The sequence below is a fragment of the Pseudomonas eucalypticola genome (assembly GCF_013374995.1).
GTDB classification, from domain to species: domain Bacteria; phylum Pseudomonadota; class Gammaproteobacteria; order Pseudomonadales; family Pseudomonadaceae; genus Aquipseudomonas; species Aquipseudomonas eucalypticola.
The window spans coordinates 5765492-5789970 of sequence record NZ_CP056030.1; the positions used below are offsets into that span (position 1 = coordinate 5765492).

Consider the following 24479-nt stretch of genomic DNA (forward strand, 5'->3'; position numbering starts at 1 on the left):
TTACTTACCTGCCTGCTGGTTGAGCACAGTTTTCACGCGAGCGATGTCACGCTTCACTTGCGAGAGCAGGTGAGACTGCCCCAACTGGCCAGTTGCTTTCTGCATGCGCAGATTGAACTGGTCGCGCAGCAAGCCGAGCAGTTGCTCGTTCAGTTGCTGTGCTGATTTCTCACGAAGTTCATTCGCTTTCATCACATCACCGTCCGCTTAACAAAGGAGGTGGCGAGAGGCAGCTTTGCAGCTGCCAAGGCGAATGCCTCACGCGCCAGCTCTTCAGAAACACCCTCGATTTCATACAGGACTTTGCCTGGCTGAATCTGGGCAACCCAGTACTCGACGGAACCTTTACCTTTACCCATCCGCACTTCGAGAGGCTTCTTGGAGATCGGCTTGTCCGGGAATACACGGATCCAGATCTTGCCGCCACGTTTTACGTGACGGGTCAGGGCACGACGTGCCGACTCGATCTGACGGGCGGTGAGACGACCGCGGGCAACAGCTTTCAAGGCGAATTCGCCGAAGCTGACTTTGCTACCGCGCAGTGCCAGACCACGGTTGTGGCCAGTCATCTGCTTGCGGAACTTCGTACGCTTAGGTTGCAACATTTGGCGTACCCCTTACTTAGCAGCTTTTTTACGAGGCGCTGGTGCTTGTGGTTTCAGTTCTTCTTGGCGACCACCAATTACTTCGCCTTTGAAGATCCAAACCTTCACACCGATCACACCGTAAGTGGTGTGAGCTTCGTAGGTGGCATAGTCGATATCGGCACGCAGGGTGTGCAGTGGCACACGACCTTCGCGATACCATTCAGTACGTGCGATTTCAGCACCGCCGAGACGACCGCTCACTTGGATTTTGATGCCTTTGGCACCAATGCGCATGGCGTTCTGTACGGCGCGCTTCATAGCGCGACGGAACATTACGCGACGCTCCAGCTGCTGAGCTACGCTCTGGGCAACCAGCATACCGTCGAGTTCCGGCTTGCGGATTTCTTCGATATTGATGTGCACAGGCACACCCATCTGCTTGGTCAGGTCCTGACGCAGTTTTTCAACATCTTCGCCTTTCTTCCCGATAACGATACCAGGACGAGCGGTGTGGATGGTGATGCGTGCAGTTTGAGCCGGACGATGGATATCGATACGGCTTACGGACGCGCTTTTTAGTTTGTCTTGGAGATACTCACGCACCTTCAGATCTGCGAACAAGTAGTCCGCATAAGTCCGGCCGTCTGCGTACCAGACGGAGGTGTGCTCCTTGACGATTCCCAGGCGAATGCCAATGGGATGTACTTTCTGACCCATCTGATCGACTCCGTTACTTGTCAGCAACCTTGACAGTGATATGGCAAGACCGCTTGACGATGCGATCAGCGCGGCCTTTGGCACGCGGCATGATGCGCTTCAGCGAACGCCCTTCGTTGACGAAAACAGTGCTGACCTTCAGGTCATCAACGTCTGCGCCTTCGTTGTGCTCGGCGTTGGCTACGGCCGACTCCAGCACTTTCTTCATGATTTCCGCGGCTTTTTTACTGCTAAAAGCCAGCAGGTTGAGCGCTTCGCCCACCTTCTTCCCGCGGATCTGGTCGGCGACCAAGCGGGCTTTCTGGGCGGAGATTCGAGCGCCCGACAACTTAGCGGCTACTTCCATTTCCTTACCCCTTAACGCTTGGCTTTCTTGTCAGCCACGTGCCCACGATAAGTGCGGGTACCGGCGAACTCGCCCAGTTTGTGGCCGACCATGTCTTCGTTCACGAGAACGGGGACGTGCTGACGACCGTTGTGTACTGCGATGGTCAGACCGACCATTTGTGGCAGGATCATCGAACGACGCGACCAGGTCTTAACTGGTTTGCGATCGTTCTTTTCCGCCGCCACTTCGATCTTCTTCAGTAGGTGAAGATCAATAAAAGGACCTTTTTTCAGAGAACGTGGCACTGTCGTATCCCTCTATTTACTTGCGACGACGGACGATCATTTTGTCGGTACGCTTATTACCACGAGTCTTAGCACCCTTGGTTGGGAAGCCCCATGGCGATACCGGATGACGACCACCGGAGGTACGACCTTCACCACCACCATGCGGGTGGTCAACCGGGTTCATGGCAACACCACGAACGGTTGGGCGAACGCCACGCCAGCGTTTGGCACCAGCTTTACCCAGCGAACGCAGGCTGTGCTCGGAGTTCGAGACTTCGCCCAGGGTCGCACGGCACTCAGCCAGTACTTTACGCATTTCACCAGAGCGCAGACGCAGGGTCACGTAGACACCTTCGCGTGCGATCAGCTGAGCCGAAGCACCAGCGGAACGAGCGATTTGAGCACCTTTGCCCGGCTTCAGTTCGATGCCGTGAATGGTGCTACCCACTGGGATGTTGCGCAGTTGCAGGGAGTTGCCTGGCTTGATTGGAGCCAGAGCACCTGCGATCAGCTGGTCGCCAGCGCTCACGCCTTTAGGAGCGATGATGTAGCGGCGCTCGCCGTCTGCGTACAGCAGCAGTGCGATGTGAGCAGTACGGTTTGGATCGTATTCGATACGCTCGACGGTGGCAGCGATGCCATCCTTGTCGTTGCGACGGAAGTCGACCAGACGGTAATGCTGCTTATGACCACCACCTACGTGACGAGTAGTGATGCGGCCATTGTTGTTACGACCACCAGACTTCGATTTTTTCTCGAGCAGCGGTGCGTGAGGAGCGCCTTTGTGCAGCTCCTGGTTGACCACCTTGACCACAAAACGGCGGCCAGGGGAAGTCGGTTTGCATTTAACGATTGCCATGATGCACCCCTTCCTTACTCAGCACTGCTGCTGAAATCGAGATCTTGGCCTGGCTGAAGGGAGATAACTGCCTTCTTCCAGTCATTACGCTTGCCCAGACCGCGAGCAGTGCGCTTGCTTTTACCCAGTACGTTCAGGGTAGTCACACGCTCTACTTTCACGCTGAACAGGCTTTCGACGGCCTTCTTGATTTCCAGCTTGGTTGCATCGGTAGCAACCTTGAAAACGAACTGACCTTTCTTGTCTGCCAGAACCGTAGCCTTCTCGGAAACGTGCGGGCCAAGCAGAACTTTAAATACGCGTTCCTGGTTCATCCCAGCAGCTCCTCGAATTTCTTCACGGCCGACACGGTGATCAACACCTTGTCGTATGCGATCAGACTAACTGGATCGGAACCTTGCACGTCACGTACATCGACGTGTGGCAGGTTGCGAGCAGCCAGGTACAGGTTCTGATCAACAGCGTCAGACACGATCAGGACGTCAGTCAGGCCCATGCCATTCAGCTTGCTCAGCAGGTCTTTGGTTTTTGGAGCTTCAACAGCGAAGTCCTGAACCACGACCAGACGATCGCTACGTACCAGCTCAGCAAGGATGGAGCGCAGTGCAGCGCGATACATCTTCTTGTTCAGCTTTTGCGAGTGGTCCTGAGGACGCGCTGCAAAGGTGGTACCGCCGCCGCGCCAGATTGGGCTACGGATGGTACCGGCACGAGCACGGCCAGTACCTTTCTGACGCCATGGGCGCTTGCCGCCACCGGAAACGTCGGAACGGGTTTTCTGCTGCTTGCTACCTTGACGGCCGCCGGCCATGTAGGCCACGACTGCTTGGTGAACCAGCGTCTCGTTGAACTCGCCACCGAAAGTCAGTTCAGAAACTTCGATCGCTTGAGCGTCATTTACATTTAATTGCATTTCAGCTTCCCCTTAACCGCGAGCCTTGGCTGCCGGACGCACAACCAGGTTGCCGCCAGTAGCGCCAGGAACAGCACCCTTGACGAGCAGCAGATTGCGTTCAGCGTCGACGCGCACAACTTCCAGGGACTGCACGGTCACGCGCTCAGCGCCCATATGACCGGACATTTTTTTGCCCTTGAATACACGACCAGGAGTCTGGCACTGGCCGATAGAGCCAGGGACGCGGTGGGAAACGGAGTTACCGTGGGTGTTATCTTGACCGCGGAAGTTCCAACGCTTGATGGTACCGGCAAAGCCTTTACCCTTGGACTGACCGGTAACGTCTACCAGTTGGCCTGCAGCGAAGATTTCAGCATTGATCAAGTCGCCGGCCTGGTACTCGCCTTCTTCAAGACGGAATTCCCAGACACCGCGACCAGCGGCAACGTTCGCTTTAGCGAAGTGACCTGCTTGAGCAGCAGTCACGCGCGAAGCACGACGCTCACCTACAGTGACTTGCACTGCACGATAGCCATCGGTCTCTTCAGTTTTGAACTGGGTGACGCGATTCGGCTCGATCTCAATGACCGTGACCGGAATGGAGACACCTTCTTCGGTGAAAATACGGGTCATACCGGATTTTCGACCGACTACACCAATAGTCATGTTGTAAACCTCATGAGTGTACGGGGCTTTCACCCGCTATGGCCGCCCATTTCAGAGCGTTACACGACTAAGACCCTGTCTTAGCCGAGGCTGATCTGCACTTCCACACCTGCCGCGAGATCGAGCTTCATCAGCGCATCAACGGTTTTATCCGTTGGCTGGACGATGTCCAGAACGCGCTTATGAGTACGGATCTCGTACTGGTCACGCGCGTCTTTGTTGACGTGCGGGGAGACCAGAACGGTGAACCGCTCTTTGCGGGTAGGCAGTGGAATTGGACCACGCACTTGAGCACCAGTACGTTTCGCGGTTTCCACGATTTCCTGGGTGGATTGGTCGATCAGGCGATGGTCAAAAGCCTTCAACCTGATACGGATTTGCTGATTTTGCATTGGATTTCAGACTCCAGGCTGCTATTCCCACCGGACGCACTACGCCCGATAAAAGGAGGCGTGATTCTATAGACGGGTTCATTGGGTGTCAACCCAATAAAAAAACCCCCGCTAAGCGGGGGTTTTTTCAAGGCTCATCGATTACTCGATGATCTTGGCTACGACGCCAGCGCCGACGGTACGACCGCCTTCACGGATAGCGAAACGCAGACCGTCTTCCATTGCGATGGTCTTGATCAGGGTAACAGTCATCTGAATGTTGTCACCTGGCATTACCATTTCAACGCCTTCCGGCAGTTCGCAGTTACCGGTCACGTCAGTGGTACGGAAGTAGAACTGAGGACGGTAGCCTTTGAAGAACGGAGTGTGACGGCCGCCTTCTTCTTTCGACAGAACGTAGACTTCTGCGGTGAACTTGGTGTGCGGCTTGACCGAACCTGGCTTGACCAGAACCTGGCCACGCTCAACGTCGTCACGCTTGGTACCACGCAGCAGAACGCCGCAGTTCTCGCCAGCACGACCTTCGTCCAGCAGCTTGCGGAACATCTCAACACCGGTGCAGGTGGTGGTGGTGGTGTCACGCAGACCAACGATTTCCAGGGCGTCCTGAACGCGGACGATACCACGCTCGATACGACCGGTAACAACGGTACCACGACCCGAGATCGAGAATACGTCTTCGATTGGCATCAGGAACGGCTTGTCGATAGCGCGCTCAGGCTCTGGGATGTAGCTGTCCAGAGTCTCAACCAGCTTCTTGACAGCGGTGGTGCCCATTTCGTTGTCGTCTTTGCCTTCCAGCGCCATACGAGCCGAACCGATGATGATCGGAGTGTCGTCGCCTGGGAAGTCGTAGGTGGACAGCAGGTCGCGAACTTCCATCTCGACCAGTTCCAGCAGCTCAGCGTCGTCTACCAGGTCAGCCTTGTTCAGGAAGACCACGATGTACGGAACGCCTACCTGACGGGACAGCAGGATGTGCTCACGGGTTTGTGGCATCGGACCATCGGCGGCCGAGCAAACCAGGATCGCGCCGTCCATCTGGGCAGCACCGGTGATCATGTTCTTCACGTAGTCAGCGTGACCTGGGCAGTCAACGTGAGCGTAGTGACGAATGTTCGAGTTGTACTCGACGTGCGCGGTGTTGATGGTGATACCACGAGCTTTTTCTTCTGGAGCCGAGTCGATCTTGTCGAACTCAACAACGGCCGAACCGAAAACTTCGGAGCAGACGCGAGTCAGAGCAGCGGTCAGAGTGGTTTTACCGTGGTCAACGTGGCCGATGGTGCCGACGTTTACGTGAGGTAGGGAACGATCAAATTTTTCTTTAGCCACGACAGTGAACTCCTAGCCTAAAGGGGCTGAATCAGCCTTGTTTTTTAACGATAGCTTCGACGATGTTCGACGGAGCTTCGGAGTATTTGGAGAATTCCATAGAGTAGCTCGCGCGACCCTGAGACATGGAACGGACGTCGGTCGCATAACCGAACATCTCACCCAGCGGAACTTCGGCGCGGATAACTTTGCCGGAAACCGTGTCTTCCATACCCTGGATCAGACCGCGACGACGGTTCAGGTCACCCATCACGTCGCCCATGTAGTCCTCAGGTGTTACAACTTCGACCTTCATGATCGGCTCAAGAACAACACCGCCACCTTTGGTGACGAGCTGCTTGGTCGCCATGGAGGCTGCCACCTTGAACGCCATCTCGTTGGAGTCGACGTCGTGGTAAGAGCCATCGAACACAGTCGCCTTCAGGCCGATGAGCGGATAGCCGGCAACAACGCCGTTCTTCATCTGCTCTTCAATGCCCTTCTGGATAGCCGGGATGTATTCCTTCGGAACCACACCACCTACTACTTCGTTGTGGAACTCCAGACCTTCCTGACCTTCGTCTGCCGGAGCAAAACGAATCCAGCAATGGCCGAACTGGCCACGGCCGCCGGACTGGCGAACGAACTTGCCTTCGATCTCACAGGACTTCGTGATCTTCTCACGATAGGAAACCTGTGGTTTACCGATGTTGGCTTCAACGTTGAACTCACGGCGCATCCGGTCAACCAGGATGTCCAGGTGCAACTCGCCCATACCCGAGATGATCGTTTGACCAGTCTCTTCGTCGGTCTTGACGCGGAAAGAAGGGTCTTCCTGAGCGAGCTTGCCCAGAGCGATACCCATTTTTTCCTGGTCATCCTTGGTCTTCGGCTCAACGGCAACCGAGATAACCGGCTCCGGGAAGTCCATGCGAACCAGGATGATTGGCTTGTCAGCGGCGCACAGAGTGTCACCGGTGGTGACGTCCTTCATGCCGATCAGGGCCGCGATGTCGCCAGCGCGTACTTCCTTGATCTCTTCGCGGGTGTTTGCGTGCATTTGCACCATACGGCCCACGCGCTCTTTCTTGCCCTTGACCGAGTTGATCACGCCGTCGCCGGAGTTCAACACGCCCGAGTAAACGCGAGCGAAGGTCAGGGTACCCACGAATGGGTCGGTAGCGATCTTGAACGCCAGAGCCGAGAACGGCTCGTTGTCGTCTGCATGACGCTCCATGGCAACAGTCTCGTCATCCGGGTCCGAACCCTTGATGGCAGGAATGTCGACAGGTGCTGGCAGGTAGTCGATGACGGCGTCCAGAACCAGGGGCACGCCCTTGTTCTTGAACGAGGAACCGCAAACGGCCAGAACGATTTCGCCGGCGATAGTACGCTGACGCAGAGCAGCCTTGATCTCTTCGATCGACAGCTCTTCGCCTTCCAGGTACTTGTTCATCAGCTCTTCGCTGGCTTCGGCAGCTGCCTCGACCATGTTGCTGCGCCATTCGTTGGCCAGTTCCTGCAGTTCAGCAGGGATGGCTTCGCGGCGCGACTTCATGCCCTTGTCAGCGTCGTCCCAGTAGACGGCTTCCATGGTCATCAGGTCGATCTGGCCCTGGAAATTGTCTTCCGAACCGATAGCGAGCTGGATTGGCACCGGAGTGTGGCCCAGACGCTGCTTGATCTGACCGATCACGCGAAGGAAGTTGGCACCGGCACGGTCCATCTTGTTCACGTAAACCAGGCGTGGAACGCCGTATTTGTTGGCTTGACGCCATACGGTTTCCGACTGAGGTTCGACACCGGAGGTGCCGCAGAACACGACCACAGCACCGTCGAGTACACGCAGCGAACGCTCTACTTCAATGGTGAAGTCAACGTGGCCGGGGGTATCGATGATGTTGAAGCGGTGCTTTTCGAACTGCTTGTCAGAGCCAGCCCAGAAAGCGGTAGTAGCAGCGGAAGTAATGGTAATACCCCGCTCCTGCTCCTGCACCATCCAGTCCATGGTCGCGGCGCCATCATGCACCTCGCCCATCTTGTGGTTTACGCCTGTGTAGAACAGGACGCGCTCGGTGGTCGTGGTTTTACCCGCGTCCACGTGAGCAACGATACCGATGTTACGGTAGCGTTTGATATCAGTTGTACGAGCCATAAAGCCCTCGCAAAATAATTGACGCTGGATTTAGAAGCGGTAGTGCGAGAACGCTTTGTTGGCTTCAGCCATACGGTGAACGTCTTCACGCTTCTTAACTGCAGCACCTTTGCCTTCGGCAGCATCCAACAGCTCGCCAGCCAGGCGCAAAGCCATAGACTTCTCACCGCGCTTGCGCGCGAAGTCTACCAGCCAGCGCATTGCCAGGGCGTTACGACGGGACGGACGAACTTCAACCGGAACCTGGTAAGTAGCACCGCCAACACGGCGCGACTTTACTTCGACCAGCGGAGCGATGGCGTCGAGAGCTTTCTCGAAGATTTCCAGTGGGTCGCTGTTCTTGCGTTCTTTAACCTTGTCCAGCGCGCCATAAACGATACGCTCGGCAACGGCTTTCTTGCCGCTTTCCATCACGTGGTTCATGAACTTGGCCAGGATTTGGCTGCCGTATTTTGGATCGTCAAGCACTTCGCGCTTGGCTGCTACGCGTCTTCTTGGCATGGATAAGCCCTCAAACGGTCTTCAGGTTAGCTCGGGACATCCCACCCTGAGGTGCGGGACCCGACCTTACTCTTATCGACTCAGAAAAATAGATAATTGCAATGTGCTGCAAGCGGCCATTACTTCGGACGCTTGGTACCGTACTTCGAACGACCTTGGTTACGACCTTTGACGCCGGAGGTATCCAGGGAGCCGCGAACGGTGTGGTAACGAACACCTGGCAAGTCTTTTACACGACCGCCGCGGATCAGTACCACGCTGTGCTCTTGCAGGTTGTGGCCTTCACCGCCGATGTACGAGGAAACCTCGAAACCGTTGGTCAGACGCACACGGCATACTTTACGCAGTGCCGAGTTAGGTTTTTTCGGCGTGGTGGTGTACACACGGGTGCACACGCCACGACGTTGCGGGCAGTTCTGCAGCGCAGGTACGTCGGATTTCTCGACGATACGCTTACGCGGCTGACGTACCAGCTGGTTGATAGTTGCCATCTACTAGCTCCACTGTTGTCTTGCGACGCTATTGTCTTGCAAGAAAAGCAAAATGGCAGGACATGCGTCCCGCCAGATTTAGGGGTACAAGAGTCTAAAGAGGATCTTGTCCCCAGTCAAGGCAAGGCCCCGCCCTCCCCGACCAGCCGAACCCAGGCATTTCATGTCCGGATTCGTCGATCGCAGAGACCAGGGCCCCGCTCTGATCAGTTACCGCTGGAGTTCAGCGCTTCAGTCAGTGCTGCTTCGACTTCGCTCGCGCTTACACGCAACGGTTTGTCAGCATCACGGCGACGCTTGCGCTCGCTGTGGTATGCCAGACCGGTACCAGCCGGGATCAGACGACCCACGACCACGTTTTCTTTCAGGCCGCGCAGGTAGTCGCGCTTGCCGGTTACCGCCGCTTCGGTCAGTACGCGGGTGGTTTCCTGGAAGGAAGCCGCCGAGATGAACGATTCGGTGGACAGCGAGGCCTTGGTGATACCCAGCAGCACACGGGTGTACTTGGAGATGAACTTGTCTTCCGATGCCAGGCGCTCGTTCTCGCCCAGTACCTGAGTCAGTTCCATCTGGTCGCCCTTGATGAAGCTGGAGTCACCCGACTCGGCGATCTCGACCTTGCGCAGCATCTGACGCAGGATGGTCTCGATGTGCTTGTCGTTGATCTTCACGCCTTGCAGACGGTAAACGTCCTGGATCTCGTTGACGATGTACTTGGCGAGCGCGCTCACACCCAGCAGACGCAGGATGTCGTGCGGATCGCTAGGACCGTCGGAGATTACCTCACCGCGGTTGACCTGTTCACCTTCGAACACGTTCAGGTGACGCCACTTCGGAATCAGCTCCTCGTAAGGATCGCTGCCGTCGTTCGGGGTAATGACCAGACGGCGCTTGCCCTTGGTCTCCTTACCGAACGCGATGGTGCCGCTGACTTCAGCCAGAATCGAGGCTTCTTTCGGACGACGCGCTTCGAACAAATCGGCAACGCGTGGCAGACCACCGGTGATGTCACGGGTCTTGGAGGTTTCCTGTGGAATACGGGCGATAACGTCACCCACACCCACTTGCACACCATCCGCCACGCCGACCAGGGCGTTGGCTGGCAGGAAGTACTGAGCCGGTACGTCGGTACCTGGCAGCAGCAGATCCTTGCCATCCACACCAACCATCTTGACCGCAGGGCGAATTTCCTTGCCCGCCGCAGGACGATCTTTGACATCCAGTACTTCGATGTTGGTCAGACCGGTCAGTTCGTCGGTCTGGCGCTTGATCGTGATACCTTCTTCCATGCCCACGAAGGTCACGGTACCTTTCATTTCGGTAACGATCGGGTGGGTGTGCGGGTCCCACTTGGCCACGATGGCACCAGCGTCGACCTTGTCGCCTTCCTTCACCGAGATCACAGCACCGTACGGCAGCTTGTAGCGCTCGCGCTCACGACCGAAGTCGTCGGCGATGGCCAGCTCACCGGAACGGGACACGGCAACCAGGTTGCCATCGGCACGCTCAACGTGTTTCAGGTTGTGCAGACGAACCACACCACCGTTCTTCACCTGGACGCTGTCGGCAGCCGAAGTACGGCTTGCAGCACCACCGATGTGGAACGTACGCATGGTCAGCTGGGTACCCGGCTCACCGATGGACTGGGCAGCGATAACGCCGACCGCTTCACCGATGTTCACCTGGTGACCGCGAGCCAGGTCACGACCGTAGCACTTGGCGCAGATGCCGTAGCGGGTTTCACAGCTGATCGGCGAGCGAACGATCACTTCGTCGATGCTGTTGAGTTCGATGAACTCTACCCACTTCTCGTCTACCAGGGTGCCGGCCGGAACGATGACGTCGTCGGTACCTGGCTTGAACACGTCACGGGCGATGACACGGCCCAGTACGCGCTCACCCAGCGGCTCTACAACGTCGCCGCCTTCGATGTGCGGGGTCATCAGCAGACCCTGCTCGGTGCCGCAGTCGATCTCGGTAACCACCAAGTCTTGCGCCACGTCTACCAGACGACGCGTCAGGTAACCGGAGTTAGCGGTTTTCAACGCGGTATCCGCCAGACCTTTACGAGCACCGTGAGTCGAGATGAAGTACTGCAGTACGCTCAGACCTTCACGGAAGTTCGCGGTGATCGGGGTCTCGATGATCGAGCCGTCCGGCTTGGCCATCAGACCACGCATACCAGCCAGCTGACGAATCTGAGCTGCCGAACCCCGGGCACCGGAGTCAGCCATCATGTACATCGAGTTGAACGATTCCTGGTCAACTTCGTTGCCATGACGATCGATGACCTTCTCTTTCGAGAGGTTGGACATCATCGCCTTGGACACTTCGTCGTTGGCCTTGGACCAGAGGTCGATCACCTTGTTGTACTTCTCGCCCTGGGTTACCAGGCCGGAAGCGTACTGGCTTTCGATCTCTTTCACTTCGTCGGTAGCGGTACCGATGATGCGAGCTTTCTCATCCGGGATAACGAAGTCGTTAACACCGATGGAAACACCCGAAATCGTCGAGTAGGCGAAACCGGTGTACATCAACTGGTCAGCGAAGATAACGGTCTCTTTCAGACCAACCACGCGGTAGCACTGGTTGATCAGCTTGGAGATCGCCTTCTTCTTCATCGGCGTGTTGACCACGTCGAAGGACAGGCCTGGCGGAACGACCTGGAACAGCAGCGCACGGCCGACGGTGGTGTCGACGATACGGGTGTTCTTCACGCTGCCGCCGTCACGGTCGTTGACCGTTTCGTTGATGCGCACTTTGATCTTGGCGTGCAGCGCTGCTTCGCCGGCGCGGAATACGCGGTCGACTTCCTGCAGGTCGGCAAACACGCGGCCTTCGCCCTTGGCGTTGATCGCTTCGCGGGTCATGTAGTACAGACCCAGTACAACGTCCTGCGACGGAACGATGATTGGCTCACCGTTGGCGGGCGACAGGATGTTGTTGGTCGACATCATCAGCGCACGGGCTTCGAGCTGGGCTTCCAGGGTCAGCGGTACGTGTACCGCCATCTGGTCGCCGTCGAAGTCGGCGTTGTACGCAGCACAGACCAGAGGGTGCAGCTGGATAGCCTTGCCTTCGATCAGTACCGGTTCAAACGCCTGGATACCCAGACGGTGAAGCGTCGGTGCACGGTTGAGCAGCACGGGGTGTTCGCGGATCACTTCGGCGAGAACGTCCCATACCTCTGGCAGTTCGCGCTCGACCATCTTCTTGGCGGCCTTGATGGTGGTAGCGAGACCACGCATTTCCAGCTTGCCGAAGATGAACGGCTTGAACAGCTCCAGGGCCATCTTCTTCGGAAGACCGCACTGGTGCAGGCGCAGGGTCGGGCCTACGGTAATTACCGAACGACCGGAGTAGTCAACACGCTTACCGAGCAAGTTCTGACGGAAACGACCCTGCTTACCCTTGATCATGTCAGCCAGGGATTTCAGAGGACGCTTGTTGGAACCCGTGATGGCGCGACCGCGACGACCGTTGTCCAGCAAGGCGTCGACAGCTTCCTGCAGCATGCGCTTTTCGTTGCGCACGATGATGTCAGGGGCCGACAGGTCCAGCAGACGCTTCAGACGGTTGTTACGGTTGATCACTCGACGATACAGATCGTTGAGGTCGGAAGTCGCGAAACGACCGCCATCCAGTGGAACCAGTGGACGCAGGTCTGGCGGCAGAACCGGCAGAACGGTCAACACCATCCACTCAGGCAGGTTGCCGGAGCCCTGGAAGGCTTCCATCAACTTCAGGCGCTTGGACAGCTTCTTGATCTTGGTTTCCGAGTTGGTCTGCGGAATCTCTTCGCGCAGGCGGCCGATCTCGTGCTCCAGGTCAATGGCGTGCAGCAGCTCGCGGACAGCCTCGGCACCCATGCGGGCGTCGAAGTCGTCACCGAACTCTTCGAGGGCTTCGAAGTACTGCTCGTCGTTCAGCAGCTGGCCCTTCTCCAGGGTGGTCATGCCCGGGTCGATAACGACGTAGCTCTCGAAGTAGAGAACGCGCTCGATATCACGCAGGGTCATGTCCATCAGCAGGCCGATACGCGACGGCAGCGATTTCAGGAACCAGATGTGGGCAACCGGCGAAGCCAGTTCGATGTGCGCCATGCGCTCACGACGAACCTTGGCCAGCGCGACTTCAACGCCGCACTTCTCGCAGATCACACCACGGTGTTTCAGGCGCTTGTACTTACCGCACAGGCACTCGTAGTCCTTGACTGGGCCAAAGATCTTGGCGCAGAACAGGCCGTCACGCTCAGGCTTGAACGTACGGTAGTTGATGGTTTCCGGCTTTTTAACTTCACCGAACGACCACGAACGGATCATCTCAGGCGACGCCAACCCGATACGGATTGCGTCAAACTCTTCGACTTGACCCTGGTTTTTCAGCAAATTCAGTAGGTCTTTCAAGGCCTTTCCTCCTGGCGGAGCAGGGAGCGGGCTTTATGGGCCCACTCCCGATTCGCGTCGCGTGTTATTCGGTTTCCAGATCGATATCGATACCGAGGGAACGAATCTCTTTGATCAACACGTTGAAGGACTCGGGCATGCCCGGCTCCATACGGTGATCGCCGTCCACGATGTTCTTGTACATCTTGGTACGACCGTTCACATCGTCCGACTTCACTGTGAGCATTTCTTGCAGGGTGTAGGCGGCACCATAAGCTTCCAGTGCCCAGACCTCCATCTCCCCGAAACGCTGACCACCGAACTGAGCCTTACCACCCAGCGGCTGCTGGGTAACCAGGCTGTAGGAACCAGTGGAACGCGCGTGCATCTTGTCGTCCACCAAGTGGTTCAGTTTCAGCATGTACATGTAGCCAACAGTAACGTGACGCTCGAACTTGTTGCCAGTCCGGCCGTCGAACAGCTGCATCTGGCCGCTTTCCGGCAGGTCTGCCAGTTTCAGCATGGCCTTGATTTCGCTTTCCTTGGCACCGTCGAATACCGGGGTAGCCATTGGAACGCCAGCACGCAGGTTCTTCGCCAGGTCCAGGATTTCCTGGTCGCTGAAGCTTTCCAGATTCTCTTGGCGGCCACCGATCTCGTTGTAGATCTCGGTGAGGAACTTGCGCAGTTCGATGACTTTACGCTGCTCTTCGAGCATACGGTTGATCTTTTCGCCCAAGCCCTTGGCCGCGAGGCCCAGGTGGGTTTCCAGAATCTGACCGACGTTCATACGCGAAGGTACGCCCAGCGGGTTGAGTACCACGTCCACAGGGGTGCCGTTGGCATCGTGTGGCATGTCTTCAACCGGCATGATCACGGAGACCACACCCTTGTTACCGTGACGACCGGCCATCTTGTCGCCCGGCTGGATGCGGCGACGGATTGCCAGGTAAACCTTGACGATTTTCAGCACGCCTGGAGCCAGGTCATCGCCTTGCTGCAGTTTGCGCTTCTTGTCTTCGAACTTGTCGTCCAGCAGGCGACGACGGTCAACGATGTACTGCTGGGCTTTTTCCAGCTGTTCGTTGAGCGCGTCTTCGGCCATGCGCAGCTTGAACCACTGACCGTGTTCCAGACCGTCCAGGACTTCGTTGGTGATTTCCAGACCTTTTTTCAGGCCGGCACCACCGTCGACGATCTGGCCGACCAGGGCCTGACGCAGACGTTCGAAGGTCGCGCCTTCGACGATACGGAACTCTTCGTTCAGATCCTTGCGGATCTCGTCCAGCTGGCTCTTCTCGATCGACAGTGCACGAGCGTCACGCTCCACGCCGTCACGGGTGAAGACCTGGACGTCGATGACAGTACCTTTGGTGCCGGTAGGCACGCGCAGGGAGGTGTCCTTAACGTCGCTGGCTTTTTCACCGAAGATGGCGCGCAGCAGTTTTTCTTCCGGAGTCAGCTGGGTCTCGCCTTTCGGGGTGACCTTGCCGACCAGGATGTCGCCGGCGCCAACTTCGGCACCTACGTAAACGATACCGGCTTCGTCCAGCTTGTTCAGCGCTGCTTCACCCACGTTCGGGATGTCAGCGGTGATTTCCTCTGGGCCAAGCTTGGTGTCACGGGCCACACAGGTCAGTTCCTGGATGTGGATCGTGGTGAAACGATCTTCCTGAACCACACGCTCCGACAGACAGATGGAGTCTTCGAAGTTGAAACCGTTCCAGGCCATGAACGCGATGCGCATGTTCTGACCCAGTGCCAGCTCACCCATGTCGGTGGACGGGCCGTCGGCCATGATGTCGCTGCGCTGAACGCGGTCACCCTTGCTCACCAGCGGACGCTGGTTGATGCAGGTGTTCTGGTTCGAACGGGTGTACTTGGTCAGGTTGTAGATATCTACACCGGCTTCGCCTGGCTCGACTTCATCGTCCGCCACGCGAACAACGATACGGCTGGCATCGACGGAGTCGATCACGCCGCCACGACGGGCCACGACGCAAACGCCGGAGTCACGGGCAACGTTGCGCTCCATGCCGGTACCTACCAGCGGCTTGTCGGCGCGCAGGGTCGGTACAGCCTGACGCTGCATGTTGGAACCCATCAACGCACGGTTGGCGTCGTCGTGCTCCAGGAACGGAATCAGCGAGGCTGCGACCGAGACTACCTGCTTGGGCGAAACGTCCATCAGGGTTACGTCTTCAGGCGCCTTCACGGTGAATTCGTTCAGGTGACGTACGGCTACCAGCTCGTCGATCAGGACCTTGTTCTCGTTCATGGTCGCCGAAGCCTGCGCGATCACGTGATCGGCTTCTTCGATGGCGGACAGGAACACGATCTCGTCGGTGACAACGCCCTCTTTAACAACGCGGTACGGGCTTTCCAGGAAGCCGTACTGGTTGGTACGCGCGTAGGCGGCCAGGGAGTTGATCAGACCGATGTTCGGACCTTCAGGGGTCTCGATCGGGCATACACGACCGTAGTGAGTCGGGTGTACGTCACGAACTTCGAAGCCTGCGCGCTCGCGGGTCAGACCACCTGGGCCGAGTGCGGAGACACGACGCTTGTGGGTAATTTCCGAGAGCGGGTTGTTCTGGTCCATGAACTGGGACAGTTGGCTGGAACCGAAGAACTCTTTCACCGCGGCCGCTACCGGCTTGGCGTTGATCAGGTCCTGAGGCATCAGGCCTTCGCTTTCAGCCATCGACAGGCGTTCCTTGACCGCACGCTCAACGCGCACCAGGCCAACACGGAACTGGTTCTCGGCCATTTCACCTACGCAGCGAACACGACGGTTACCCAGGTGGTCGATGTCGTCGACGATGCCTTTGCCGTTACGGATGTCGACCAGGGTCTTCAGAACGGCAACGATGTCTTCCTTGCTCAGCACGCCCGAACCTTCGATCTCGGTACGACCGATACGACGGTTGAACTTCATGCGGCCTACAGCGGACAGATCGTAGCGCTCAGGGCTGAAGAACAGGTTGTTGAACAGGGTCTCGGCGGCGTCCTTGGTTGGCGGCTCGCCAGGACGCATCATGCGGTAGATCTCGACCAGCGCTTCCAGTTGGTTGGCGGTGGAGTCGATCTTCAGCGTGTCGGAGATGAACGGACCGCAGTCGATGTCGTTGGTGTACAACGTTTCGATACGGACGACCTGGGCCTTGGCGATCTTCACCAGCAGCTCGGTGCTCAGTTCGGTGTTGCATTCGCACAGGATTTCACCAGTGGCCGGGTGAACGATGGCCTTGGCAGTGGTACGACCCAGCACGTAGTCCAGCGGAACTTCCAGCTCTTTGATGCCGGCTTTTTCCAACTGGTTGATGTGGCGGGCAGTGATGCGGCGACCCTGCTCGACGATCACCTTGCCGGTGTTGTCGAGGATGTCCAGCACGGCAACTTCACCACGCAGGCGCTGAGGCACCAGTTCCAGGCTGAGCTTTTCGCCCTGCACGTGGAATACGTTGGTGGTGTAGAACGCATCGAGGACTTCCTCGGTGCTATAGCCCAGTGCGCGCAGCAGTACCGACGCAGGCAGCTTGCGACGACGGTCGATCCGGACGAATACACAGTCTTTCGGGTCGAATTCGAAGTCCAGCCACGAGCCGCGGTAAGGAATGATACGGGCCGAGTACAACAGTTTGCCGGAGCTGTGGGTCTTGCCACGGTCGTGGTCGAAGAACACACCTGGCGAACGGTGCAACTGGGAGACGATGACGCGCTCGGTACCGTTGATTACGAAGGTACCGTTCTCGGTCATCAGGGGGATTTCCCCCATGTAGACTTCCTGCTCCTTGATGTCCTTGATCGCTTTGTTCGACGATTCTTTGTCGAAAATGATCAGGCGTACTTTTACCCGCAAAGGTACGGCGTACGTTACGCCGCGCAATACGCATTCTTTGACATCAAAGGCCGGTTCGCCCAGGCGATAACCAACGTACTCCAGAGCAGCGTTGCCGGAGTAGCTGATGATCGGGAAAACGGATTTGAAGGCCGCATGCAGACCGACGTCACGGAACTGGTCCTTGGTCGCGCCCGCCTGCAAGAATTCGCGATACGAATCCAGCTGGATAGCCAAGAGGTACGGTACGTCCATGACGTCCGGCAACTTGCTAAAGTCCTTGCGGATACGTTTTTTCTCAGTGTATGAGTAAGCCATCAGCGTTCCCCAGCTTGGTCACCTGCTTGTTTGGCTTCTCCCGACGGGGAGCAGCCAGAAAATCGTGCAAACCCCTTGGTTTGCGCCACCATCATCGGTGGTTGAAGCACGTTACTGGCGCCGACCTGATCAGCTGCCAATAACGGAAAAAGGCCGGTGGCATGAGCCACCAGCCATCAGCCGTTCGCTTGACGCTCGGGCTGGAGACGCAAGGTCGAAATTACTTGACTTCGACTTCGGCGCCAGCTTCTTCCAGCTTCTTCTTAGCGTCTTCAGCGGCTTCTTTCGAAACGCCTTCAGCGATAACCTGAGGAGCGCCGTCGACTTTCTCTTTGGCTTCTTTCAGGCCCAGACCGGTCAGCTCACGAACAGCCTTGATCACGTTAACTTTCTTCTCGCCAGCGGCTTTCAGAATAACGTTGAACTCGGTTTGCTCTTCAACAGCGGCAGCAGCAACAGCTGGACCAGCCGATGCAGCAGCAGCGGTAACGCCGAATTTTTCTTCGAAAGCTTTGATCAGCTCAACAACTTCCATTACGGACATTGCGCCAACGGCTTCGAGGATTTGCTCTTGAGTAACGGACATGACTCTTTTCCTGAATTGGGGGACGGCCTACGCGACCATCGAAATAAACAAAAAACGCGAGAAGCGAGCGGCCCTTAGGCTGCTGCGGCTTCTTTCTGGTCGCGAACTGCTGCCAGGGTACGGGCCAATTTGCTGGTAGCGCCTTGAATCACGCTCATCAGCTGGGAAATGGCTTCGTCACGGGTCGGCAGTGTTGCCAGTACGTCGATCTGATTAGCTGCGAGGAACTTGCCCTCGAACGCAGCTGCCTTGATCTCGAACTTGTCCTGACCTTTGGCGAACTCTTTGAAAATACGAGCAGCAGCGCCCGGATGTTCTTTGGAGAAAGCGATCAAGGTCGGGCCTTTGAACACGTCGTTGAGGACCGAGTAGTCGGTGCCTTCAACAGCGCGCTTGAGCAGGGTGTTACGTACGACACGTACGTATACGCCAGCTTCGCGGGCCTCTTTACGGAGTCCGGTCATAGCGCCTACAGTCACACCACGGGCATCAGCCACGACAGCGGACAGGGCAACTTTGGCAGCCTCGTTGACTTCAGCGACGATGGCCTTCTTGTCTTCGAGTTTAATTGCCACGGGTTTAACTCCTGCTTGTTACCGTTTCATCTGGCCGAAGCCTGATGTCGTTTTGGTGTCTAGTTCCAGAAGGAACCGGGAGCACCATCTGCGTAGGCTTGTGGTTTAAGGCTTGCGCCGCCTACGGTCTTGGATAGCCCCCGCAAAGCAGGGACCCCAATTTTTTCAGCCCGGAGCGGTCACCCGCCCCGGCTGCAAGTCTTACGCGCTCAGGGAACCCTGATCGATTACCAGACCTGGGCCCATGGTGGTGCTCAGGGTAACGCGCTTGACGTAGATACCTTTCGAAGAAGCTGGCTTGATACGCTTCAGATCAGCGATCAGGGCTTCAACGTTTTCCTTCAGCTTGGTGGCTTCGAAGCCAACCTTGCCAACGGAAGTGTGGATGATGCCGTTTTTGTCGGTGCGGTAGCGAACCTGACCAGCCTTGGCGTTTTTAACCGCGTTGGCTACGTCTGGAGTCACGGTACCGACTTTCGGGTTAGGCATCAGGCCGCGTGGACCCAGGATCTGACCCAGTTGACCTACAACGCGCATGGCATCCGGGGAGGCGATGACTACGTCATAGTTCAGGTCGCCGCCTTTCATTTCGGCAGCCAGGTCGTCCATGCCAACGCGGTCTGCGCCTGCAGCCAGGGCAGCTTCAGCAGCCGGGCCTTGGGTGAAGACAGCAACACGTACGGTCTTGCCAGTGCCGTGTGGCAGCACGGTAGCGCTACGTACGACCTGGTCGGATTTACGTGGGTCAACGCCCAGGTTCACGGCGACGTCGAACGACTCGCTGAACTTGACGGTCGACAGCTCGGCCAGCAGAGTGGCGGCTTCTTCGAAGTTGTAGACTTTGCCAGCTTCGATTTTGGAAGCAATAGCCTTTTGGCGCTTGGTCAGCTTAGCCATTACACACCCTCCACGTTGAGGCCCATGCTGCGAGCCGAACCAGCGATGGTGCGCACGGCGGCGTCCAGGTCGGAAGCGGTCAGGTCAGCATTTTTTGCCTTGGCGATATCTTCCAGCTGAGCGCGGGTCACGGTACCGACTTTAACGGTGTTCGGACGAGCGGAACCGCTGGTCAGGCCAGCAGCTTTCTTCAGCAGAACCGAAGCTGGGGTGCTTTTGGTTTCGAAGGTGAAGCTACGGTCACTGTATACAGTGATGATAACTGGAGTCGGCAGGCCGGCTTCTTGACCCTGAGTACGGGCGTTGAAGGCCTTGCAGAATTCCATGATGTTCACACCATGTTGACCCAGAGCCGGGCCGACGGGCGGGCTAGGGTTGGCCTGGCCGGCCTTTACTTGCAGCTTGATGTAAGCCGTGATTTTCTTAGCCATGAGCTACTCCAATATCGGGTACAGGCGCCTGGAAAGGCTCCCCGGTTGCTTGCGTTTTATCCCAGAGACGACAAAACCCCGCAGCTTACGCCTGCGGGGCATGGGATATGCCTTCAATCAGACCTTTTCGACCTGACTGAACTCGAGCTCTACCGGAGTAGAGCGTCCGAAAATAAGCACGGCCACTTGGATCCGGCTCTTTTCGTAGTTGACTTCTTCGACGGTACCGTTGAAATCCGCGAACGGACCATCGGTAACGCGCACCACCTCACCCGGCTCGAACAGCGTCTTGGGCTTCGGTTTGTCGCTGCCGTCAGCGACACGACGCAGGATAGCTTCAGCTTCCTTGTCGGTAATGGGTGCAGGCTTATCGGCGGTACCGCCAATGAAACCCATCACGCGAGGAGTGTCCTTGACCAAGTGCCAAGTACCCTCGTTCATTTCCATCTGGACCAGCACATAGCCTGGGAAGAACTTACGTTCGCTTTTGCGCTTCTGGCCGTTGCGCATCTCAACCACTTCTTCAGTGGGGACCAGAATCTCGCCAAAACCGTCTTCCATGCCAGCCAGCTTTACACGCTCGATCAAAGAGCGCATAACATGCTTCTCGTAACCCGAGTAGGCATGCACAACGTACCAACGCTTAGCCACGGGACACCCTTAGCCGACGATCAAGGAAACAAGCCAGCCGAGCAGGGAATCAAGCCCCCACAACAGCAACGCCATGACCAGGACGACCGCCACTACGATCAGGGTGGTCTGCGTGGTCTCTTGGCGAGTTGGCCATACGACTTTACGGATTTCGGTGCGAGCTTCCTTTGCCAGAGCGAAGAACGACTTGCCTTTGGCGGTCTGCAGCGCGGTGAACGCGGCTACGGCAGCAATGACGAGCAGTGCAAGCACTCGGTACAGGATCGGAGACGCATGGTAATACTGATTACCAACCACGCCAACCACCACCAAAGCGACAACAACCAGCCACTTGAGCAGATCAAAGCGAGATTCTTGGGCTTCAGCCTTCGGGGTCATCTAGGAGGATCCTGTGAAAAGAAAGCCAGACATCACCGAGTGAATCTGGCAGGTCAGGAGGGAATCGAACCCCCAACCTACGGTTTTGGAGACCGTCGCTCTGCCAATTGAGCTACTGACCTAAAAACATAATCAGGCCGACCATTATGCCGGGCCGAATAAGCGATTTCAACCACTTATAAAACAAAGGCAGATATTTTCATATCTGCCTGAGTAATGGAGCTCTTGAGCGGATTTGAACCGCTGACCTCACCCTTACCAAGGGTGTGCTCTACCAACTGAGCTACAAGAGCGAAACACTTTGCACAACCAGCAAACTTGGAGCGGGTAGCGGGAATCGAACCCGCATCATCAGCTTGGAAGGCTGAGGTTCTACCACTAAACTATACCCGCGGAGCTTGCTGCTCACGCTAAATTGGTGGAGGGAGAAGGATTCGAACCTTCGAAGTCTGAGACGTCAGATTTACAGTCTGATCCCTTTGGCCGCTCGGGAACCCCTCCGTAACGTGGGCGGCATTATCAACCTCTGCCGTCCTGCTGTCAAGCTATTTTTTCAATTAAATCTTGAAGTTAGCTTCGTTTGACAGCTGCTTCACACCTTGAGCGTTTCCGCTTATCGCTGTGGAGCGGGCGCCATTCTATGCAGGATTCAAGGTACTTGCAACCCCCCACACAACATTATTTTCTGTTTTAAGTCTTTGAAATCATTGGAAAGTCTCTGGAGCAGGGTTTCGTCCAGCAAACGCCGGGCCTCCGGCGAAATACGCAGCCAGTGAGAAACTCCATCAGGGCCATTTACCGCCACGGCCCGCGCCGAAATATCCAGGCTGACAAGCCGCTGCGATACGGGGGCGAGCTGCTCCAGACGTGAGAACCCTCCTACATACAGGCAATTTTCGTTGTCGACTTGCGGCTTTGCAGTCGCGGCACCACGCGCCTGGCCCGATTCAGACTCACTGAGCAGCCTGATGTCCTGGTGCGCGCCTTTGTACAGCGATTGCGACGCGACCTCCTTGGGCCGCATGGGAGCTTCCTGCTGATGCCACACGGCATAGAAAACGTTGAGCACAACCAGCAGGAGGAATAACCAGCGCATAGGGCACCTCAGACAATAGGACAGGCGATGGCCAGGCCGACGAATACCAGATCCGGCACCACCTGCGCAGCGGGAACCACATCGCTGACCAAGCCAGCATCGCCGCCGGTGAGGAACAGCGTGAAGTCATCCCCCCACAGGCGGCCGGCTTGCTCGACCTGGCTGGCGACGAACCCCCGCATCATCAGCGTGCAACCACGCTCCACGGCCTCGACGGTGTTGCGTCCAGGCTGCAGACTCAGGTGAGCGCGCTCGGCAGATTGGTCGTCATAGCGGATCTTGCGGGTGTGCGTGCGCAACTGCCCACGCATCAACGGCAGCCCAGGGCAGATAAAGCCCCCAATATGCTCGCCATCCGCAGCGACGAAATCAGAGGTAACGGCAGTTCCCAGGTCAATGACCACGCAGGCTCGCCCCGCGAGGCGGAAACCGGCCACAAGGGCGACCCACCGGTCCAGGCCCAGGCGTTCGAACGCCTCATAGCCATTGCGCACGCCCGCCAATACCTGCGCCGGAAGAGCCACCATGGCCTGCACGTTGAGTTCCGTCGCCAGGGCCGCCACCAGGCGCTCGGTTTCGTCCTCATTACGCACGCTGACCAGCCTGCAATGCTCCAGCTGCAAGCCAGCTATGCCCTTTACGGCGTCAATAAGCACGCTGTCGGCATCCACGACGCCACCCGCGATGCGCTCGGCGCCGTCGCCCGCGATGACGCGCCACTTGATGAAACTGTTACCGCAGTCCAGCTCAAGAATCATTGCGCAACCTCAGGCTGAGCTCACCGCCACTAAAGCTTTTCTCTACGCCATCGACCTTGAGTCGCAACGCGCCTTGTTGATCGATCCCCATCACCACACCGTCCACCTGCTTGACCCCGGCGATCAACGACACCGCCTTGCCTTGCCACAGATGGTTGGCCTCCCACTGCTCCTGGATGGGCCCGAAGCCCTGGTCACGGTGCAGCGCCAGGTATTCTTGTAGTCGCTGGTTCAGCAATGCGACCAATTGATTGCGATCAACCGCCTTGCCAGTTTCCAGGCGCATGGACGTCCATTGCTGATCGACTGCATCAGTGGCCTGCATGTTCACGTTGATGCCAATGCCGAGCACGACATGGCATACGTCGGCAGGATCACCCACCAGCTCGAGCAGGATACCGGCGATTTTCTGCTGCCCCACCAGCACATCATTGGGCCACTTCAGCCCGGCCTTGGCGATACCCAGCTCGCGCAATGCCTGCATGACAGCCAGCCCCACGACCAGGCTGAGCCCTTCCAACTGGCGCATGCCACCGTCTATCCGTAGCACCAGGCTGTAATAGAGGTTCTCGGCGAAGGGGCTGACCCAGGTACGCCCCCGCCGCCCGCGCCCGGCACTCTGGCGCTCTGCCAGGACCAGGAAAGGCGCCTGCCGCCCCTCTGCCACGGCACGCAAGGCTTCGGCATTGGTGGAGTCAATGGAATCGAAAATGAAGGTAGGCCAAATCGAGGCACCAGCGTAAGCCGCTATGCCGTCAGCATCGAGCAGGGCCAACGGAGCCGCCAGTTGGTAGCCACGCCCCCGAACCTTGTGGATAGGAAGATTGAGTTCAGCTTCCAGGTGCTGGAGCTGCTTCCAGACCGCGCTGCGGCTGATACCCAGCGCTGCACCCAGGGTTTGCCCGGAATGGAAGCGACCATCCTTCAAGAGCTTCAACAACGTCAACATGCCAGATTCGCCTCACAATGAGGCACGCATGATAGCCATGCCGGTGGCCGTTGCATAGAAAGCGCAGGGGCGTTTGGCCGCCATCCGCACAGGGATTTCGGGGCGTGAGGAATGCCGGAAAGACAAAACCCCCAGCTGCTTTCGCAACTGGGGGTTTCGGAATTTAATCTTGACGATGACCTACTCTCACATGGGGAAACCCCACACTACCATCGGCGATGCATCGTTTCACTGCTGAGTTCGGGATGGGATCAGGTGGTTCCAATGCTCTATGGTCGTCAAGAAATTCTGTAGCCAGGATGCCCTTTGGAGGCACTCCAGCGAATCGGGTATGTGATGGTATTTGTGAACTGCAAACTTTCGGTGCGTGTCATCTTCACGACACCGCAATCTGGTCATTCGACGCAAATTGCTTGGGTGTT

25 protein-coding genes, 4 tRNA genes and 1 rRNA gene are annotated in these 24479 nt (G+C 57.2%); all 30 read right to left on the reverse strand.

The genetic code is table 11. The features are described from left to right. The gene (gene rpmC, locus HWQ56_RS25850; RefSeq protein ID WP_002555481.1) at positions 1–192 is read right to left on the reverse strand and encodes a 50S ribosomal protein L29; all 192 of its coding nucleotides are present in this window, start codon (positions 190–192) and stop codon (positions 1–3) included. Then, positions 192–605, reverse strand: coding sequence for a 50S ribosomal protein L16 (gene rplP / locus HWQ56_RS25855; RefSeq protein WP_003255479.1), 414 nt, complete (start codon positions 603–605; stop codon positions 192–194). Before rplP ends, rpmC begins: the two co-directional genes overlap by 1 nt. Before the next feature lie 12 nt (positions 606–617). Further along, positions 618–1304, reverse strand: a complete 687-nt coding sequence (rpsC, locus tag HWQ56_RS25860) for a 30S ribosomal protein S3 (protein ID WP_027982006.1) — start codon at positions 1302–1304, stop codon at positions 618–620. A 13-nt stretch (positions 1305–1317) separates the two neighbouring features. Further along, positions 1318–1650 carry a 50S ribosomal protein L22 gene (rplV, locus tag HWQ56_RS25865; RefSeq protein WP_003103908.1) on the reverse strand — a complete coding sequence of 111 codons (333 nt, stop codon included), beginning with the start codon at positions 1648–1650 and terminating at the stop codon, positions 1318–1320. Between the two features lie 11 nt (positions 1651–1661). Further along, a complete protein-coding gene (gene rpsS / locus HWQ56_RS25870) occupies positions 1662–1937 on the reverse strand; it encodes a 30S ribosomal protein S19 (protein WP_002555486.1) in 276 nt (91 codons plus the stop codon). Between the two features lie 16 nt (positions 1938–1953). Next, positions 1954–2778 (reverse strand): 50S ribosomal protein L2, encoded by an 825-nt coding sequence (rplB, locus tag HWQ56_RS25875; protein WP_008374163.1) that lies wholly within the window; start codon positions 2776–2778, stop codon positions 1954–1956. A gap of 14 nt (positions 2779–2792) precedes the next feature. Continuing rightward, positions 2793–3092, reverse strand: a complete 300-nt coding sequence (gene rplW, locus HWQ56_RS25880) for a 50S ribosomal protein L23 (RefSeq protein ID WP_002555488.1) — start codon at positions 3090–3092, stop codon at positions 2793–2795. Next, entirely contained in the window at positions 3089–3691 is a 603-nt protein-coding gene (gene rplD / locus HWQ56_RS25885; RefSeq protein ID WP_158154255.1) for a 50S ribosomal protein L4, read from the reverse strand. The genes rplW and rplD overlap by 4 nt, the downstream gene beginning before the upstream one ends. 12 nt (positions 3692–3703) lie before the next feature. After that, positions 3704–4339, reverse strand: coding sequence for a 50S ribosomal protein L3 (gene rplC / locus HWQ56_RS25890; RefSeq protein WP_008374169.1), 636 nt, complete (start codon positions 4337–4339; stop codon positions 3704–3706). Positions 4340–4419: 80 nt separating this feature from the next. After that, on the reverse strand, positions 4420–4731 hold the full coding sequence (gene rpsJ, locus HWQ56_RS25895; protein ID WP_003186070.1) for a 30S ribosomal protein S10: 312 nt from the start codon (positions 4729–4731) through the stop codon (positions 4420–4422). 141 nt (positions 4732–4872) lie between these two features. After that, a complete protein-coding gene (gene tuf / locus HWQ56_RS25900) occupies positions 4873–6066 on the reverse strand; it encodes an elongation factor Tu (RefSeq protein WP_010220303.1) in 1194 nt (397 codons plus the stop codon). 31 nt (positions 6067–6097) lie between these two features. Further along, positions 6098–8200 carry an elongation factor G gene (gene fusA / locus HWQ56_RS25905; RefSeq protein WP_158154254.1) on the reverse strand — a complete coding sequence of 701 codons (2103 nt, stop codon included), beginning with the start codon at positions 8198–8200 and terminating at the stop codon, positions 6098–6100. 30 nt (positions 8201–8230) lie between these two features. After that, the gene (gene rpsG, locus HWQ56_RS25910; protein ID WP_010490886.1) at positions 8231–8701 is read right to left on the reverse strand and encodes a 30S ribosomal protein S7; all 471 of its coding nucleotides are present in this window, start codon (positions 8699–8701) and stop codon (positions 8231–8233) included. Positions 8702–8820: 119 nt separating this feature from the next. Next, positions 8821–9192, reverse strand: coding sequence for a 30S ribosomal protein S12 (gene rpsL, locus HWQ56_RS25915; protein WP_003186084.1), 372 nt, complete (start codon positions 9190–9192; stop codon positions 8821–8823). A gap of 206 nt (positions 9193–9398) precedes the next feature. Beyond that, positions 9399–13598, reverse strand: a complete 4200-nt coding sequence (rpoC, locus tag HWQ56_RS25920; RefSeq protein ID WP_158154253.1) for a DNA-directed RNA polymerase subunit beta' — start codon at positions 13596–13598, stop codon at positions 9399–9401. Between the two features lie 64 nt (positions 13599–13662). Then, on the reverse strand, positions 13663–17736 hold the full coding sequence (gene rpoB, locus HWQ56_RS25925; protein WP_158154252.1) for a DNA-directed RNA polymerase subunit beta: 4074 nt from the start codon (positions 17734–17736) through the stop codon (positions 13663–13665). Between the two features lie 220 nt (positions 17737–17956). Continuing rightward, the gene (rplL, locus tag HWQ56_RS25930; RefSeq protein WP_158154251.1) at positions 17957–18322 is read right to left on the reverse strand and encodes a 50S ribosomal protein L7/L12; all 366 of its coding nucleotides are present in this window, start codon (positions 18320–18322) and stop codon (positions 17957–17959) included. Positions 18323–18396: 74 nt separating this feature from the next. Beyond that, on the reverse strand, positions 18397–18897 hold the full coding sequence (rplJ, locus tag HWQ56_RS25935; RefSeq protein ID WP_158154250.1) for a 50S ribosomal protein L10: 501 nt from the start codon (positions 18895–18897) through the stop codon (positions 18397–18399). 201 nt (positions 18898–19098) lie between these two features. Continuing rightward, positions 19099–19794: a 50S ribosomal protein L1 gene (gene rplA / locus HWQ56_RS25940; protein WP_158154249.1), complete on the reverse strand. Its 696-nt coding sequence runs from the start codon at positions 19792–19794 to the stop codon at positions 19099–19101. Then, positions 19794–20225, reverse strand: a complete 432-nt coding sequence (gene rplK / locus HWQ56_RS25945) for a 50S ribosomal protein L11 (protein WP_158154248.1) — start codon at positions 20223–20225, stop codon at positions 19794–19796. Before rplK ends, rplA begins: the two co-directional genes overlap by 1 nt. 117 nt (positions 20226–20342) lie before the next feature. Beyond that, positions 20343–20876, reverse strand: a complete 534-nt coding sequence (nusG, locus tag HWQ56_RS25950) for a transcription termination/antitermination protein NusG (RefSeq protein ID WP_108240418.1) — start codon at positions 20874–20876, stop codon at positions 20343–20345. Between the two features lie 9 nt (positions 20877–20885). After that, on the reverse strand, positions 20886–21254 hold the full coding sequence (gene secE / locus HWQ56_RS25955) for a preprotein translocase subunit SecE (protein ID WP_158154247.1): 369 nt from the start codon (positions 21252–21254) through the stop codon (positions 20886–20888). 46 nt (positions 21255–21300) lie between these two features. Next, positions 21301–21376 (reverse strand) — tRNA-Trp (locus HWQ56_RS25960). A 95-nt stretch (positions 21377–21471) separates the two neighbouring features. Then, positions 21472–21547, reverse strand: a tRNA-Thr gene (locus tag HWQ56_RS25965). A gap of 26 nt (positions 21548–21573) precedes the next feature. Beyond that, positions 21574–21647 (reverse strand) — tRNA-Gly (locus HWQ56_RS25970). A 23-nt stretch (positions 21648–21670) separates the two neighbouring features. Next, a tRNA-Tyr gene (locus HWQ56_RS25975) sits at positions 21671–21755 on the reverse strand. A 148-nt stretch (positions 21756–21903) separates the two neighbouring features. Beyond that, on the reverse strand, positions 21904–22350 hold the full coding sequence (locus tag HWQ56_RS25980; RefSeq protein ID WP_176572073.1) for a hypothetical protein: 447 nt from the start codon (positions 22348–22350) through the stop codon (positions 21904–21906). A gap of 8 nt (positions 22351–22358) precedes the next feature. Continuing rightward, entirely contained in the window at positions 22359–23108 is a 750-nt protein-coding gene (locus HWQ56_RS25985; RefSeq protein ID WP_176572074.1) for a pantothenate kinase, read from the reverse strand. Continuing rightward, a complete protein-coding gene (gene birA, locus HWQ56_RS25990; RefSeq protein WP_176572075.1) occupies positions 23098–24057 on the reverse strand; it encodes a bifunctional biotin--[acetyl-CoA-carboxylase] ligase/biotin operon repressor BirA in 960 nt (319 codons plus the stop codon). Before birA ends, HWQ56_RS25985 begins: the two co-directional genes overlap by 11 nt. Before the next feature lie 167 nt (positions 24058–24224). Then, a 5S ribosomal RNA gene (gene rrf / locus HWQ56_RS25995) occupies positions 24225–24340 on the reverse strand. Between the last annotated feature and the right edge of the window lie 139 nt (positions 24341–24479).

Coding starts and splice junctions, on each gene's coding strand:
- rpmC (WP_002555481.1), bottom strand. CDS start 192: ATGAAAGCGAATGAACTTCGTGAGAAATCAGCACAGCAACTGAACGAG.
- rplP (WP_003255479.1), bottom strand. CDS start 605: ATGTTGCAACCTAAGCGTACGAAGTTCCGCAAGCAGATGACTGGCCAC.
- rpsC (WP_027982006.1), bottom strand. CDS start 1,304: ATGGGTCAGAAAGTACATCCCATTGGCATTCGCCTGGGAATCGTCAAG.
- rplV (WP_003103908.1), bottom strand. CDS start 1,650: ATGGAAGTAGCCGCTAAGTTGTCGGGCGCTCGAATCTCCGCCCAGAAA.
- rplB (WP_008374163.1), bottom strand. CDS start 2,778: ATGGCAATCGTTAAATGCAAACCGACTTCCCCTGGCCGCCGTTTTGTG.
- rplW (WP_002555488.1), bottom strand. CDS start 3,092: ATGAACCAGGAACGCGTATTTAAAGTTCTGCTTGGCCCGCACGTTTCC.
- rplD (WP_158154255.1), bottom strand. CDS start 3,691: ATGCAATTAAATGTAAATGACGCTCAAGCGATCGAAGTTTCTGAACTG.
- rplC (WP_008374169.1), bottom strand. CDS start 4,339: ATGACTATTGGTGTAGTCGGTCGAAAATCCGGTATGACCCGTATTTTC.
- rpsJ (WP_003186070.1), bottom strand. CDS start 4,731: ATGCAAAATCAGCAAATCCGTATCAGGTTGAAGGCTTTTGACCATCGC.
- fusA (WP_158154254.1), bottom strand. CDS start 8,200: ATGGCTCGTACAACTGATATCAAACGCTACCGTAACATCGGTATCGTT.
- rpsG (WP_010490886.1), bottom strand. CDS start 8,701: ATGCCAAGAAGACGCGTAGCAGCCAAGCGCGAAGTGCTTGACGATCCA.
- rpsL (WP_003186084.1), bottom strand. CDS start 9,192: ATGGCAACTATCAACCAGCTGGTACGTCAGCCGCGTAAGCGTATCGTC.
- rpoB (WP_158154252.1), bottom strand. CDS start 17,736: ATGGCTTACTCATACACTGAGAAAAAACGTATCCGCAAGGACTTTAGC.
- rplL (WP_158154251.1), bottom strand. CDS start 18,322: ATGTCCGTTACTCAAGAGCAAATCCTCGAAGCCGTTGGCGCAATGTCC.
- rplA (WP_158154249.1), bottom strand. CDS start 19,794: ATGGCTAAGCTGACCAAGCGCCAAAAGGCTATTGCTTCCAAAATCGAA.
- rplK (WP_158154248.1), bottom strand. CDS start 20,225: ATGGCTAAGAAAATCACGGCTTACATCAAGCTGCAAGTAAAGGCCGGC.
- secE (WP_158154247.1), bottom strand. CDS start 21,254: ATGACCCCGAAGGCTGAAGCCCAAGAATCTCGCTTTGATCTGCTCAAG.
- HWQ56_RS25980 (WP_176572073.1), bottom strand. CDS start 22,350: ATGCGCTGGTTATTCCTCCTGCTGGTTGTGCTCAACGTTTTCTATGCC.
- HWQ56_RS25985 (WP_176572074.1), bottom strand. CDS start 23,108: ATGATTCTTGAGCTGGACTGCGGTAACAGTTTCATCAAGTGGCGCGTC.
- birA (WP_176572075.1), bottom strand. CDS start 24,057: ATGTTGACGTTGTTGAAGCTCTTGAAGGATGGTCGCTTCCATTCCGGG.